This is a genomic window from Allobosea sp. ASV33, from assembly GCF_016428755.1.
GTDB lineage: Bacteria > Pseudomonadota > Alphaproteobacteria > Rhizobiales > Beijerinckiaceae > Allobosea.
Genome location: NZ_JAELTI010000120.1, coordinates 1 through 14,067, shown reverse-complemented (window position 1 = coordinate 14,067; position 14,067 = coordinate 1). Strand labels below are relative to the sequence as shown.

Here is a 14,067-nt window from a genome sequence, read left to right as displayed (position 1 = left end):
GAGATTGCCGTCGCGATGACCGCGCCACCCAGGATCGGGCCCCACTGCACGTAAGAGCGGTTCTCCTTGTTGACGGTCACGGGGGCGACGACGACGTCTGTTCCAGACATGGACATGGCGAACTCCTATCGAAGACCGAGGAACGACAGGATGGCCATGATGACCACGACGAGTCCGACGAGATAAATGATGCTGTCCATGAGCCCCTCCTGCTGGCGAGCGAGTGTGAGGGCGAAACGGCTGTCATTGCCGATAGGTTCCTCAGTGCTCTCGGCAGATCGGGCCGCGGCACGCGCGGCTATTCCGTCGAGATCTGCCTTGCAGGCGCCAGGCAGCGCTACGGCGCCAACCTCCGCTGCACCTCGGACGTTTTGGAGGCCTTGCTTGGGCCTTGAAAAAGGCGCCCGCAACGGACAGCCTTCGAACGGCTTCAGCGGATAAGTCCATCTCGACCATGGGGGCTTGTTCGCCTATCCGTGCGCTCGACGAACAAATGATGTTGTCTCCCCGGGCAAAAAGCATGTTGTTGTCGACCGCGAAAATCTGAAACGGCAGGGAGCGAATGGATAAGCAACTTTATCTGGAGCGCCTCGTTCTCAAGCTCGAAACCCATATTCCCCTGCCGCCTGCCGAACGGCAGAAATTGCTGGATTTGCCGCTCACCCTGAAGCGCTTCGAGGCCAGCCAGGACATCGTCCGCGAGGGCGAGATCACCAAGCAATGCTGCCTGGTCGCCGAAGGGCTGGTTTGCCGGTACAAGATCGTCGGCGACGGCGCGCGGCAGATCCTGTCGCTTCATCTGCCCGGCGACATACCGGATATCCACTCGCTGCTCATCGAGCGCATGGATCATTCCCTGGGAACGCTGACCCCGGCCGTAGTCGGCTTGATCCCGCACGATGCCGTGCGAGCGCTCACCCGCTCGTCTTACCGGATATCCGAAGCCTTCTGGCGCGAAACGCTCATCGAGGCCGCGATTTACCGGGAATGGATGGTCGGTATCGGGCGCCGCTCGGCACCCAGCCGTATCGCCCATCTTTTCTGCGAGTTCATCACGAAGATGACGGCCATCGGCCTGTCGGACGGAGTGACGTGCAATCTCCCGCTGACACAGCCGGAAATCGCCGATGCTCTCGGCCTCTCCACGGTTCATATGAACAAGAAGCTCCGGGAAATCCGGGAGGCGAAGCTCATTCGGCTCCGCGCCAATCGTCTGACGGTGCTGGATTGGCGAGGGCTCTGCGAATTGGCGGATTTCGATCCCGACTATCTGCACCTCCAGCCCGGCGTCGCCAAAATCGAGAGTGCTTGAGGAACAGCAGGGCGCCGGCTGCATTAGGCAGGCATGCCCAGCTATTTCTTCCATACCCGCGACGGAGATAAGCTCGAAATCGACGAGGAGGGCACGGATCTGCCCGATGACCAAAGCGCGCGAAATGCGGCCAAGGAACTGCTCGCTGCAATGAACCGCGAAAAGCTGCCCAATGGCGACCACATGTCGCTTTCGGTCACCGTGCAGAACGCTGAGGGAACAGAGATCTACATCGCCAGATTGCGCCTGGATGGTTTGCCATCGTCAAACCCCAATGGGAAACGGTGAAAGGCAGGCGTTGCATTCGGGCGAGTGTCGCCGCAATGCCGTGAGCGCCTTCGCGCGCGGACACAGCGACGCGCTCGTGGCAATGTCATTTGATGTTGCTCTTGAAGCTTTGATCGGCGCAAAGAGGGAACCCTCACTGGCTGGTTCCCCTGCATGCCTATCTCTCAGGCGTTCTTTCAACGCTCGAACGCCCTGCTTCTGGCCATCGGCATCGCCGTACTGGTTGTCATCGTCGCCACGTCTCTCTGGCTGACGACGGCCAGCGAACGCTATTTCGGCGAGGTGACCGCAGCTCGCGCCGTGCGGAGCGCAACCGCTGACCTGCTCTCGCTCGTGCAGGACGCCGAGACGGGTCAGCGCGGCTATCTGCTGACACGGGACGAAAGCTATCTCGCTCCCTACAATGCGACGATCGCGCGGCTTCCCGAACAACGCGCGCGGCTCGAACGCGCCGCGGCGAGGCTGTCCGAGGTCGCTCCCGTCCTGCAGAGGGTCGGTAATGAGCTCGATCAAAAGATGGCGGAGCTCGCGGCCACGGTCGAAGCCACGCGCAAAGGCGATGTCGAGACCGCGCTGAACCTCGTCCGCAGCGGTGCCGGCAAGCGCCTGATGGACGAATTGCGCGGCGATCTCAGCGCGATCCTGGCGATTTCGGAAAAGGAGCTGCGGGAAGCGATCGACGCACAGGTGACGGCGTCGGCGCGGCTGCGCTGGACGACCATCATCGGCGCGCTCCTGATCCTTGCCATGGCTGGAGCCGCGAGCTGGACGATCGTCAGCTATACGCGCGAACTCGTTACGGCCCGGCGCGAGGTCGAAACGCTCAATCTCGGCCTCGAAGCGCGCGTGCGCGAGCGAACCGACGCGCTCGTCAAGGCCAACGAGGAAGTCCAGCGCTTCGCTTATATCGTGACGCATGATCTGCGCGCGCCGCTGGTGAACATCATGGGCTTCACCAGCGAACTCGAAGCGATGTTCAAGCCGATCGACGCCTTTGTCGTCGCCGGACAGGCAGCCTCCCCGGAGCAGAAGGCGGCCGCCGAAGAGGCTCTGCGGGTCGATGTCGCGGAGGCGATCGGCTTCATCCGTTCGTCAACGCGCAAGATGGACGGGCTCATCAACGCGATCCTCAAGATCTCCCGCGAGGGCCGGCGCGAATTGCGGGCCGAGAGCGTCGATCTCACCGGCCTCATCGAGACCGCCGCCGCGGCGGTCCACCATCAAGCCAGCGCGGAGGAAGGCGGCGGGATCGAGATCGACGCGCAGGTTCCCCGCATCACCAGCGATCGCCTGTCGCTCGACCAGGTCATGGGCAACCTCCTCGACAACGCCATCAAATACCGGGCGCCCGATCGCCCGATCCGGATCGCCGTCCGCACGCGCAGGGAGCGGCGCGGCTGGGTGAAGATCGAGATCGAGGACAATGGCCGCGGCATCGCGTCGACGGATCACGAGCGCATCTTCGAACTGTTCCGGCGCTCGGGCGCGCAGAACACGGCTGGCGAAGGCATCGGTCTCGCCCATGTCCGCACGATGGTGCGCAATCTCGGCGGCGACATCGCCGTGCGCTCAGAACTTGGAAAGGGCACGACCTTTACCGTGACCCTGCCCCCCGACCTCGCGGCCCACAGACGGAGTGCCGAAGCGTGACCAATGGAAAGCCCGTCTCGATCATCATGATCGAGGACGATGAAGGCCATGCCCGCCTCATCGAGAAGAACATCCGCCGCGCCGGCGTCAGCAACGAGATCATCCCCTTCGCCAACGGCACGGATGCGCTGACCTACCTGTTCGGTGCCGACGGCTCCGGCACCGTCAGCACCGGCCGCCAGCTCCTCATCCTGCTCGACCTCAACCTGCCCGACATGGGCGGTGTCGACATCCTCGAGAGGGTGAAGGCGAACACGCATACCAAGCGCTCGCCGGTGGTCGTTCTGACCACGACCGACGACAGCCGCGAGATCCAGCGCTGCTACGATCTCGGTGCCAATGTCTACATCACCAAGCCGGTAGACTACGACGGCTTCGCCAATGCGATCCGCCAGCTCGGGCTGTTCTTCTCCGTCATCCAGGTCCCGGAAACGCCATGACCGGCTTGCGTGGCCGCCGCTGATGCCGAACCGGGCGATCAAAGTCCTCTACATCGACGACGACGCCACGCTGGGGCGGCTCGTGCAGCGCATGCTCGCGCGCCACAACTATGCCGTGGAGCATGTCGAGAGCGCGGAAGCAGGCCTCGCGCGCGCGGCCGCGGGGGGAATGGACGTCATCATTCTCGACCACGATCTCGGAACGGCTTCAGGGCTCGATGTCCTCGCTGTGCTGGCCAGGGACCCGGCTTCTCCCGCCGTCATCTATGTGACCGCGTCCTCGGAGCTGTCGATCGCCGTGACCGCGCTGAAGGCCGGCGCCCTGGACTATGTCGTCAAGACGGTCGGCGAGGATTTTGAGGTGCTGCTGCGGGCGGCGCTGGAGCACGCCGTGGCGAAGACACGGTTGACCCGCGCCCGTGAACAGGCGGAGCGGGAAGTGCGGGAGGCGCGCGACCGGGCCGTGACGCTGCTGGCCGAGGTCAACCATCGCGTCGCCAACAGCCTGTCGCTGGTCGGTTCGCTCGTCCGGATGCAGGCCAATTCGGTCGAGGACCCCGGCGCCAAGGCGGCACTGGCCGAGACCCAGGCGCGCATCACCGCGATCGGCAACCTGCACCGCAGCCTCTACACCTCGGACGATGTCCGTTCCGTCGATCTCGCGGGCTATCTTCGCTCGCTGCTTGGCGAATTCGCCCAATCGCTCGCCGGCTCCGGCCAGATGCCGGTCATCCGCTTCGAAGCGGAGCCCGTACTGGCGAAAACCGACAAGGCCATCTCGATCGGGCTGATCGCGACGGAGTTGGTGACCAACGCGCTGAAATACGCCTATCCGAGCGGCCAGGGCGAAGTCCGGGTCAGTCTCGTCCGCGAGGGCGATACCGTCACGCTCGCGGTTGCCGATGACGGGATCGGCTGGACGGGAACCGGCACGATCCGGGGAACCGGTCTCGGCAGCAAGATCGTGCGCGCGATGGCCAAAAGCCTCGCCACCGAATTGCGCTATGCCGATACCGGCGGACGCGGCACGCACGCCGTCATGGAGCTGTCGCTGGCCGGCCTGGCGCCTCCGGCGTCCGAAGCGGCCTGAATCGCGTCGGACGCCGATACGCTACGAGACGCCAGGAAGCCTGCGGAGCGCCGCCTCCAGCGATGCGAGATTATAGGGCTTGCGCAACGTCGCAGCCTCGGCGACGCCGAGGATGGCGAGGTCGTCGTAACCCGTCGCGAAGAGGAAGGGCACGCCGAGCTCGCGTAGGCGATTGCCGATCGGTTCCGAGGTTTCGGAGCCGAGATTGACGTCGAGGACCGCGAGGTCCGGCGCCGTCCGGCCCAGGAACGACAAGGCTTCCGAGACGTTCGCGCAGACTTCGACCTGGCTCGCGCCCAAGCCCGCCAGCATGTCCTCGCAATCCATCGCGATGATGAACTGGTCCTCGACCAGCAGCACATGCTTGCCTTCGAGCGGGCGTCCGGGCTTGCCCTTGGCGAGGGGAACGGGCGCCGCCTCGGGAGATGCCGCATCCTCGGTCCAGCGGGCGAATTTGGCGGGGATGCAGAGCTTCGCCGTGACGCCCTCGGGCTCGAATGACAAGTCGCTGCGGCCGCCGAGGTCGTAGGGAATGCTGCGATCGATCAGGATGCTGCCGAAGCCTTGACGCGACGGAGGGGCGACGGGCGGCCCGCCCCGCTCCCGCCAGACGATCTCGCAATCCCCGCCGGCATTGGCCGACCAGTCGACCGTGAGATCGCCGGTCTTGACCGACAAGGCTCCGTATTTGGCGGCGTTGGTGATCAATTCATGGATCACGAGAGCTACGACCGAGAAGGCGCGGGCGTCGAGCGAGACGGATGGCCCGCGAACCGTGATCGTGCCGCCGCTTGTTCGATAGGGCGAGGCTTCCGCGTTGACGAGATCGAGCAGCGATCCGCCGCCGCTCGCCCGCATGGCCTGATCATGGGCAATGGCGAGCGCCTCGATCCGCCCCTTGAGCGAGGTGACATAGGCCTCGATCGTGGCGCCTTCCGCGAGCGGATGGGCAACGATCGACTTGATCAGGGCGAGGATATTCTTGACCCGGTGATTGAGCTCCTGGTTGAGCATCTTCTGGCGGATCTCGGCCTTGTTGCGCTCGTCGGCCAGCAGTTCGCTCTGCCGCAGCACGACCTCGATCAGGGTCCGGCGCGCGGATTCGGCAAGCTCCCGCTCGACCGGCGTCCAGATCTTGGAATGGCCGGCGACGGTCTCCTTCCAGACGGCAAAGCTCTGCCGTGGCGTCAGGCGGTCGCCATGGGGGCCGGTCGCATAGGTCTTGTTGGGGTCGCCGCCCCATTCGATCGTGTGGATCAGCTCCTTGCGGAAGAAGAAGAGGTAGTCGCGCGGAAGCTGGGAGAGCGGGATGGCGAGCATCCCGGCGAATGCGTCGGCATAGGCGCGCGCGGCCGGAAGGGCCTCGGCCAGTGCCGTCGTAGCCCAGATCCGCCCGTCGCAGACCGATCCCGCGAAGGCGGCCAGTTCCTCCGCGAACGCGGCCGGGGGCGCGCTGCCCTCGCTCCGCCATTCGCCATTCACCCAGACGCCGACGCCGTCGCTTTCGACGAGATTGCGGAACTCGGCGAGGTGCTGGCCGAGGAAGCTTGAGGCATCGGTCACGTGGGCGGCGGACGAGAGCAGGCCGTTGAGGAAATCCCGCGCCTTCTCGGCCGCGAGCAGCATCTGCTTTTGCGTCAGGGCGCCGAGCTGGAGCGCGAAGAACTCGCCGAAGATCTCCGCTGCGATCCGGCGGTTCATCGAGAGCGAGCGCGGGCTGTAATGATGGCAGGCAATCAGGCCCCAGAGCGCGCCGTCGACGATGATCGAGACCGACATCGAGGCCGAGACGCCCATGTTGCGCAGGTATTCGCAATGGATCGGCGAGACGCTGCGCAGATGGGCATAGGAGAGGTCGAGCGGCTCGCCCGCCGCATCGAGCACAGGCGTGATCGGGAAGCGCTCGCCGCTCGAATCCGAGACCACGCGGATCGGATTGAGGATATAGAGCTGCCGGGCCTGCTGGGGTATGTCGCTGGCCGGAAAATGCTGGCCCATGAAGCTTTCGAGGTCGGGGCGCTTGGCCTCGCTCACGACCTTGCCCGAGCCATCGGGCGCGAATTGGTAGATCATCACCCGGTCGTATTGGAGCACGGCCCTGAGCAGGCGTGCCGCGTTCTTGATGAGTTGCGCCGGTGTCGTGACGTCCGAGAGCCGACCGACCAGCGTCCGCGCGAATTCAAGCGGCGAGCTCGGACCCGGTGCGACGCACTCCTCGAACTCGATGATGGCATTGCCCTTGAAGGCATGGATCGAGATGTCGAACTCGCGATCCAGCGCCGCAAGGCGATAGCGCGGCATCAATCCCGCCCGAGAGGGTACGCCGGAACGGGCAAGCGCGTTGCGCATCTCGTGCACGACCGGCCCGCCGAGGACTTCTTCAAGCTTGCGGCCGACGAGCTCGAACTCCCCAAGGCCGAGGAAGGCGCTGGCATTGCTGGAATGGCGCCGGATCGTCACCGCCTCGGCATCGCATACGATCATGCAGCCATGGGGCTGGACGCTGCCGGGAATATGGATCGGTTCGCGGTCGCAATTCGTGAGATCGACGCTTGTCATGCCGGAGCGAATTCTTCCGATGTGAAGGCCCGGATGGCGTGCCGAAAGACCGCTTTGGCCGCTTGAGCTGCGAGGTCCCATTCCTCCCGGTCGAGCCCTTCGAGTTCGACCAGCAGCGTGCGCCAGCTATCGAGAGAGCCGGCTTGGGCCGAGAGGTAGCGCGCTCCGTTTTCAGGCCCGAGCCCCAACGCGTCCACTCCCTTTACAAGCACGCGAGCCCCCAGGGCCGAGCCTTCGAGAACATAGGCGGCTCCCAGAAACGCAGCGATGTCATTTGACAGATGGAAAGCGTCGCTCGGCGGAGGCGGAAGTGCGAGGTCCGCGAGGTCCATCTCCAGCGCCGACATGAGCGCGCGCGGTCGCCAAGCCGAACCCAGCGCGGCAGCGGCATTCAGCAAAGCGGCCTCGACCGGCGCGCGATGACGGAACGTACCCAGCAGGAAGCGGGCATAGGCGGCGCGGTCCGAAAAGACTTCGACAATGGCGTCCAGTTCGCGATGAAGCTCGCTCGTCTCCTCGCGCAGGAAGCTTCTGATCTCAATCATTCCGCCGGTATCCAGAATCGTCCCGCATCAATATCGCTATAACCCAATATCAGCGGAATCGGCGCTGTTTTCATTGCAGATTGTCCTGCAGCTCCCATTCGCTCCGCGCTCTCTACCGACGGATCGACTTGAACCCGGCCCAAGACCGCTATAAGAACATATAGAGAACGAAAGGAACGGCGATGGCACAGCTCACGGTCCTGGAGAAGCTCGAAATCCTCAGCGACGCCGCGAAATACGACGCCTCCTGCGCGTCGAGCAGCACCACGAAGCGGGATTCGCGCGACGGGAAAGGCCTGGGTTCGACCACTGGTTCCGGAATCTGCCATTCCTATGCGCCGGACGGCCGCTGCATCTCGCTGCTCAAGATCCTGCTGACGAATTTCTGCAGCTTCGACTGCGTCTTCTGCATCAACCGCTCTTCGAGCAACGTCCGCCGCGCCCGCTTCTCGGTCGAGGAAGTCGTCGCACTGACCCTGAATTTCTATCGCCGCAACTATATCGAAGGCCTCTTCCTGTCCTCGGGCATCATCCGCTCGGCCGATTACACGATGGCGGAACTGGTTCGAGTGGCCGAAACGCTGCGCCGGCAGCACCGGTTCCGCGGCTATATCCATCTCAAGCTCATCCCCGGCGCGAGCCGCGACCTGATCGAGCGCGCCGGGCTTTTCGCAGACCGGGTGTCGATCAATGTCGAATTGCCGAGCGAGGCGGCGCTCGCGCGCTTCGCACCGGAGAAGCAGGCGGGCGAGATCAAGAGCGCGATGGGCGGCCTCAAGCTGAAGATCGATGAGGCGCGCGAGGAACGCGACAAGAGTGCGAAGGCTCCGGCCTTCTCCCCGGCGGGGCAGAGCACGCAAATGATCGTCGGCGCCGATGGCGCGAGCGATTCGGCCATCCTGAAGCGCAGCGCCTGGCTGTATGGCAGCTTCGGCCTGAAGCGCGTCTATTACTCGGCCTTCAGCCCGATCCCCGATGCCTCCAGCCAGTTGCCGCTCCAGCCGCCGCCGCTGATGCGCGAGCACCGGCTCTATCAGGCCGACTGGCTGACACGCTTCTATGGCTTCGAGACCGAGGAAGTCCTGGGGCATGGCGAGATGCTCGATCTCGATATCGACCCCAAGCTCGCCTGGGCGCTGCGCGAGCGCGGCCGCTTCCCCGTCGACGTGAACCGGGCCGATCGCGAAACCCTGCTGCGGGTGCCGGGTCTGGGCACGCGCAGCGTCGATCGCATCCTGGCCTCGCGGCGGTTCCGCCGGCTCAGGCTTGAGGATGTCGGTCGGCTGACGCGCTCGCTGGCGACGATCCGGCATTTCATCCTGGCGGAAGGCTGGCGTCCTGGCAGCGGCCTCGACGCCCAGAACCTGCGGACCCGACTGATGCCGCGACCGCGACAATTGTCGCTGTTCCCGTGATTGCCGCCCGGCTGAACGGCCCTGCGGATTTTGCCGGCTGGCGCCGCGAAGCGCGCCGACTGGCGCTGGCCGGTATTCAGCCCGAAGCCGTCGCCTGGCTGACGAGCGAGGACAATGCCGGATTGTTCGCGATGGAAAGCATTCCGCCGGCTGATGCCGGCGATGCCGCGCTGACCGTACCTCGTCGTTTCATCGAGCTTGCCGAAAACGTCATCTGCCATCGGGATGCCGGCCGCTTCGTCCTGCTGCACCGCCTGCTGCTGCGTTTGCGGGACGAGCCACGCTTGCTCGACAATGCGGCCGACGCGGACATCGCACGCGCCGAGGCGATGGCCCGCTCGGTACGACGCGACCTGCACAAGATGACCGCTTTCGTCCGGTTCCGCGCCGTGTCGGGCGCGGACGAGGACGGCCCCTTCATCGCCTGGTTCGAGCCGGAGCATTTCATCCTCGAACGGGCCGCGCGCTTCTTCACGGGGCGCTTTGCCGGAATGATCTGGTCGATCATGACGCCGCAGGGCTCGCTGCACTGGGACGGCTCGACCCTGCAGTTCGGCCCCGCCGCCAGCAAGGCCGACACGCCGGACGGCGATGCCATGGAAGCCTATTGGCTCACCTACTACGTCAACATCTTCAATCCGGCCCGCCTGAAGCCGAAGGCGATGAAAAGCGAGATGCCGGTGAAATACTGGCGGAACCTGCCAGAGGCCGAATTGATTGCGCCTCTGATCGCAAGCGCCGCCCGGCGAGCGGAGGATATGGTGATGCGCGCGCCGACGCAGCCGCCCGAACGGCATGTCCGGCAGCTTCGGCATCGACCCGAGGCGCAAGCCGATGAATCCGCGATCACGTCCTGGCAGGATGCGGCCGCTGCGGCGCAAGGCTGCAGGCGCTGCGCGCTTCATTGCAACGCCACGCAGACGGTCTTCGGAGAAGGCCCGCTGGACGCGCCCGTTGTCTTCGTCGGCGAACAGCCCGGAGATCAGGAGGACCTTGCCGGCCGGCCCTTCGTCGGGCCTGCAGGGCAGGTTTTTGACCGGGCGATTCAGGAAGCCGGCCTCGATCGTGCGCGCGCCTATGTCACCAACGCGGTGAAGCACTTCAAATTCCAGCTGCGCGGCAAGCGCCGCATCCACGAGAAGCCCAATGTCGGAGAGATCAAGGCCTGCCGCTTCTGGCTCGATCTCGAATTGCAGTTCGTGAAACCCCGGCTTGTCGTTGCCCTCGGTGCCAGCGCCCTGCGATCGCTCATCGGACATGCCGGCTCGCTGGCCAGCGCGCGGGATCGTGAGCTGGCGCTCGAGGACGGCACGCCGCTTCTGGCCACCGTCCACCCCTCCTTCCTGCTGCGCCTGCCGGACGAGGAGGCGCGATCCCGCGAATACGCACGCTTCGTTGCGGATCTCGAGAGGGCCGGAGCTTCATACCGAAACCAGGTGTCCAGCGCCGGCATTTGAGGCAGCGCTCGCTGGATGTTCGACCATGGTTCGATCAGTCTGTCGAACGGACGCGACATCTTGATCTCCCGACAGGCGAACGATCCGGGCGGGACACGCGGCCTCATCGACCGGATAGGTCGAGCGCTGCCACCGCTGCGAGCCAAGACCGGTCGCGCCCGCATTTCCTGCGGTGGAATCGGAAAAGCGGCTTCAAACAGTGCGGATTAGCGGGACCGAGCCGACAAGTCCTGTGCGGTCCCGGATCGGACTTGCAGCCCGCAGCTAACCACAGCTTTTCGGAGCCCAACGGAAATCGCTCCGAATCCCCCAAGCCAAAAAAGCAAAAAGCGCCGGAAAATCCGACGCTTGCATGCTTCTCAAGCCTTGAGATTGTCTGGAGCGGGCGAAGGGATTCGAACCCTCGACCCCAACCTTGGCAAGGTTGTGCTCTACCCCTGAGCTACACCCGCATCCGAGACAGTCACGCCGTGTTGGCGGCGCGGCCGGGTTATTGCCCCAAAGCGCCGCGAAGCGCAAGCACCCCGGCGAAAGTTTTTTTGCCGCCTTCCACAAAAGCCGGGATTGGCACCTCCCGTCTTGCTGCCGCGGCCCTGCCCGGCTAGGCATCTCTTGGCCGGCTCCTGCCGCTTCGGCAGGCGCTTTTTCAGTGCTGCTTCGAACCTTTCCCGCCCTTGCCGATCGCCCAGCCATGACCGCGCCCGTCACGCCCGAACAGCTCTGTGCCTATCTCGCCGAGCAGGGCATCGCCTTCCACCGCACCGACCACCCGGCTGTGTTCACAGTGGCCGAAACCGCGCCGCATCGCGACGAGATGACCGGCCACCACACCAAGAACCTGTTCCTCAAGGACAAGAAGGGCCGGATCTTCCTGGTCTCGGCCGAGGCGCACGCGCGAATCGACCTGAAGCGCCTGCACGAGCGGATCGGCGCCAGCGGGCGGCTCTCCTTCGGCTCGGCCGAACTCCTCATGGAGAAGCTCGGCGTCACGCCAGGCTCCGTCACCGCCTTCGCGGTGATCAACGATCGCGCAGGCGATGTCACCATGGTGCTGGACGCGACGCTTGCGACCGGCGAGGACGTCAATTTTCACCCGCTGATCAACACGGCGACATTGCGGGTCAGCCGCGACGATCTCCTGGCCTTCTTCCGGAGCACGGGGCATGAGCCGCTGATCGTCGATTTGCCCGTCCCGCCCGATGGACAGAACGGCTGAAGCACCCCATCTATGGGCCAACTGCGCGGGCGGCCCGATAGCCATGCTTGCGCCTCCAGGACAGATCACGAAGGACGACCCATGCTGGTCAATGGCGAGGCGGCCGAGCAACCCGGCCTGATCAAGGACACCACGACCCAGGGCTTCCGCGAGGACGTCATTGCCGAGTCGATGAAGCAGCCGGTGCTGATCGATTTCTGGGCGCCCTGGTGCGGCCCCTGCAAGCAGCTCACACCCGTCATCGAGAAGGTGGTCAAGGCCGCCGGCGGCAAGGTCAAGCTCGTCAAGATGAACATCGACGAGCACCCGCAGATCCCCGGCCAGCTCGGCATCCAGTCGATTCCGGCCGTCATCGCCTTCAAGCAGGGCCAGCCGATCGACGGTTTCATGGGCGCCCAGCCGGAAGGCCAGATCAAGGCCTTCATCGAGCGCCTTGTCGGGCCGATGGGTCCCGGCGAGACGGGCGAGCTGATCGAAGCCGCTGCTGCTGCGATCGCGGCAGGCGACCCCGCCGGCGCAAGCGAGCTCTATGCCGGCGTGCTCGAGATCGAGCCGGAGAACCTCGCCGCCATCGCAGGCTTGGCGCGGCTGCATCTCGACAACGGCGATATAGAGGGCGCCAAGGGCATTCTCGGCATGGCCCCGCAGGACAAGGCCAACGACCCGGCCATCACGGCGCTCCGTGCCGCGATCGAGCTCGCCGAGCAGGCCGCCTCGCTCGGCGACACCGCCGAGCTGGAGGCGAAGGTCGCAGCCGACCCGAAGGACCATCAGGCCCGTTTCGACCTGGCGCTGGCGCTCAACGCCCGCGACAGGCGCGAAGAGGCGGTCGACCATCTCGTCGCCATCATCAAGGCCGATAGGAAGTGGAACGACGACGGTGCGCGCAAGCAGCTCCTGCAGTTCTTCGAGGCCTGGGGCCCGATGGACGAGGCGAGCGTCACTGGACGTCGCAAGCTTTCCACCCTGTTGTTCTCCTGACCGGCGACAAGGATGAGGCGCGCATGGGCATGAACGCCGTCTACGAGGGAGCCAAGGATTGCCCGGAGGCGGTCCCGCTCTTTCCCTTGGGCGGCGCCCTGCTCCTGCCCCGCGGGCAGATGCCGCTCAACATCTTCGAGCCGCGCTATATCGCCATGATCGACGACGCGCTGAAGGGCGATCGCGTCATCGGAATCATCCAGCCGGAGCCGGAGACCGGCCGCCAGCCCGAGATCCCGCCGCTGCTCAAGGTCGGCTGCCTCGGCCGCCTCACCCAGTTCTCCGAAACCGGCGACGGGCGCTACATCATCACCCTGACCGGCATCAGCCGCTTTCGCCTGCTCGACGAGCTGTCGGTGCTGACGCCCTATCGCCAGGGCCGTGTCAGCTATGACGCTTTCGCCGCCGATTTCGTCGCCCGCACCGGCGAAGAGGAGGTCGACCGCAAGGGCCTGCTCAAGGCGCTCCGCGACTTCGCCAAGGCCAACGACCTCAAGATCGACTGGAAGGGCGTCAACGAGGCGCCGAACGAGGCCCTGGTCAACGCGCTCTCGATGATGTGCCCGTTCGGGCCGCGCGAGAAACAGGCGCTGCTGGAGGCGCCGACGCTGAAGGACCGGGCCGAGGTGCTGGTCGCGATCACCGAGATCGAGCTGGCCCGCGGCGGCGGCGACCCGGACACGACCCTGCAGTGAGTCCCGCGACCCCGCCTGCCGAAGCTCCGCCTTCCGTGTGGCCGCCGCGCCGCGCGATCACCGCGTGGATTTTCTTCGACTGGGCGGCACAGCCCTTCTTCTCGCTGATCACGACCTTCGTCTTCGCGCCCTTCTTCGCCTCGGCGCTGGCGAAGGATGCCGCCGACGGCCAGGCCCTCTGGGGCTATGCCACCGGCCTCGCCGGCCTGTGCATCGCCCTGCTCTCCCCCCTGCTCGGCGGCATCGCCGACCGGACCGGGCCGCGCAAGCCCTGGATCGCCGCCTTCGGCGCGCTCCTCGTCGTCGGTTCCACCATGCTCTGGTTTGCGGTGCCGGGTTCGACGACCGCAGTGCCGATCGCGCTTACGGGCTTCGTCATCGCGACGATCGGCGCCGAATTCGCCACCACCTTCAACAAC

13 protein-coding genes and 1 tRNA gene are annotated in these 14,067 nt (G+C 65.3%); 11 read left to right on the top strand and 3 right to left on the bottom strand.

The features are described 5' to 3' along the window. Nucleotides 1-652 precede the first annotated feature (652 nt). The 5 genes from JHD80_RS24160 to JHD80_RS24140 all read left to right on the top strand — a co-directional run bounded on the left by JHD80_RS24160 (nucleotide 653) and on the right by JHD80_RS24140 (nucleotide 4,780). Entirely contained in the window at nucleotides 653-1,312 is a 660-nt protein-coding gene (locus JHD80_RS24160; protein ID WP_248311751.1) for a Crp/Fnr family transcriptional regulator, read from the top strand. A 33-nt stretch (nucleotides 1,313-1,345) separates the two neighbouring features. Beyond that, on the top strand, nucleotides 1,346-1,600 hold the full coding sequence (locus tag JHD80_RS24155) for a DUF6894 family protein (protein WP_199092617.1): 255 nt from the start codon (nucleotides 1,346-1,348) through the stop codon (nucleotides 1,598-1,600). A 153-nt stretch (nucleotides 1,601-1,753) separates the two neighbouring features. Beyond that, on the top strand, nucleotides 1,754-3,250 hold the full coding sequence (locus JHD80_RS24150; RefSeq protein ID WP_199092615.1) for a sensor histidine kinase: 1,497 nt from the start codon (nucleotides 1,754-1,756) through the stop codon (nucleotides 3,248-3,250). A gap of 26 nt (nucleotides 3,251-3,276) precedes the next feature. After that, entirely contained in the window at nucleotides 3,277-3,690 is a 414-nt protein-coding gene (locus JHD80_RS24145) for a response regulator (RefSeq protein WP_199092622.1), read from the top strand. A gap of 22 nt (nucleotides 3,691-3,712) precedes the next feature. Further along, entirely contained in the window at nucleotides 3,713-4,780 is a 1,068-nt protein-coding gene (locus JHD80_RS24140; protein WP_199092613.1) for a histidine kinase dimerization/phosphoacceptor domain -containing protein, read from the top strand. Nucleotides 4,781-4,801: 21 nt separating this feature from the next. Here the strand turns inward: JHD80_RS24140 and JHD80_RS24135 are convergent, their stop codons facing one another. After that, entirely contained in the window at nucleotides 4,802-7,339 is a 2,538-nt protein-coding gene (locus JHD80_RS24135; RefSeq protein WP_199092611.1) for an HWE histidine kinase domain-containing protein, read from the bottom strand. Beyond that, a complete protein-coding gene (locus tag JHD80_RS24130; protein ID WP_199092609.1) occupies nucleotides 7,336-7,884 on the bottom strand; it encodes a biliverdin-producing heme oxygenase in 549 nt (182 codons plus the stop codon). Before JHD80_RS24130 ends, JHD80_RS24135 begins: the two co-directional genes overlap by 4 nt. Before the next feature lie 182 nt (nucleotides 7,885-8,066). Between JHD80_RS24130 and JHD80_RS24125 the strand changes: the two genes are divergently transcribed. Continuing rightward, nucleotides 8,067-9,299: a putative DNA modification/repair radical SAM protein gene (locus JHD80_RS24125; protein WP_199092607.1), complete on the top strand. Its 1,233-nt coding sequence runs from the start codon at nucleotides 8,067-8,069 to the stop codon at nucleotides 9,297-9,299. Next, nucleotides 9,296-10,756 carry a UdgX family uracil-DNA binding protein gene (locus tag JHD80_RS24120; RefSeq protein ID WP_199092605.1) on the top strand — a complete coding sequence of 487 codons (1,461 nt, stop codon included), beginning with the start codon at nucleotides 9,296-9,298 and terminating at the stop codon, nucleotides 10,754-10,756. The genes JHD80_RS24125 and JHD80_RS24120 overlap by 4 nt, the downstream gene beginning before the upstream one ends. A 377-nt stretch (nucleotides 10,757-11,133) precedes the next feature. Here the strand turns inward: JHD80_RS24120 and JHD80_RS24115 are convergent. Continuing rightward, a tRNA-Gly gene (locus JHD80_RS24115) sits at nucleotides 11,134-11,208 on the bottom strand. A 239-nt stretch (nucleotides 11,209-11,447) separates the two neighbouring features. Here JHD80_RS24115 and JHD80_RS24110 point away from each other — a divergent pair. The 4 genes from JHD80_RS24110 to JHD80_RS24095 all read left to right on the top strand — a co-directional run. Beyond that, entirely contained in the window at nucleotides 11,448-11,972 is a 525-nt protein-coding gene (locus JHD80_RS24110; protein ID WP_199092603.1) for a prolyl-tRNA synthetase associated domain-containing protein, read from the top strand. An 81-nt stretch (nucleotides 11,973-12,053) separates the two neighbouring features. Continuing rightward, the gene (trxA, locus tag JHD80_RS24105; protein ID WP_199092601.1) at nucleotides 12,054-12,953 is read left to right on the top strand and encodes a thioredoxin; all 900 of its coding nucleotides are present in this window, start codon (nucleotides 12,054-12,056) and stop codon (nucleotides 12,951-12,953) included. Nucleotides 12,954-12,976: 23 nt separating this feature from the next. Next, a complete protein-coding gene (locus JHD80_RS24100; RefSeq protein ID WP_199092600.1) occupies nucleotides 12,977-13,648 on the top strand; it encodes an LON peptidase substrate-binding domain-containing protein in 672 nt (223 codons plus the stop codon). Nucleotides 13,649-13,683: 35 nt separating this feature from the next. Continuing rightward, nucleotides 13,684-14,067: MFS transporter (locus JHD80_RS24095; RefSeq protein ID WP_465246553.1), on the top strand; the 384-nt coding region annotated here is incomplete at its 3' end.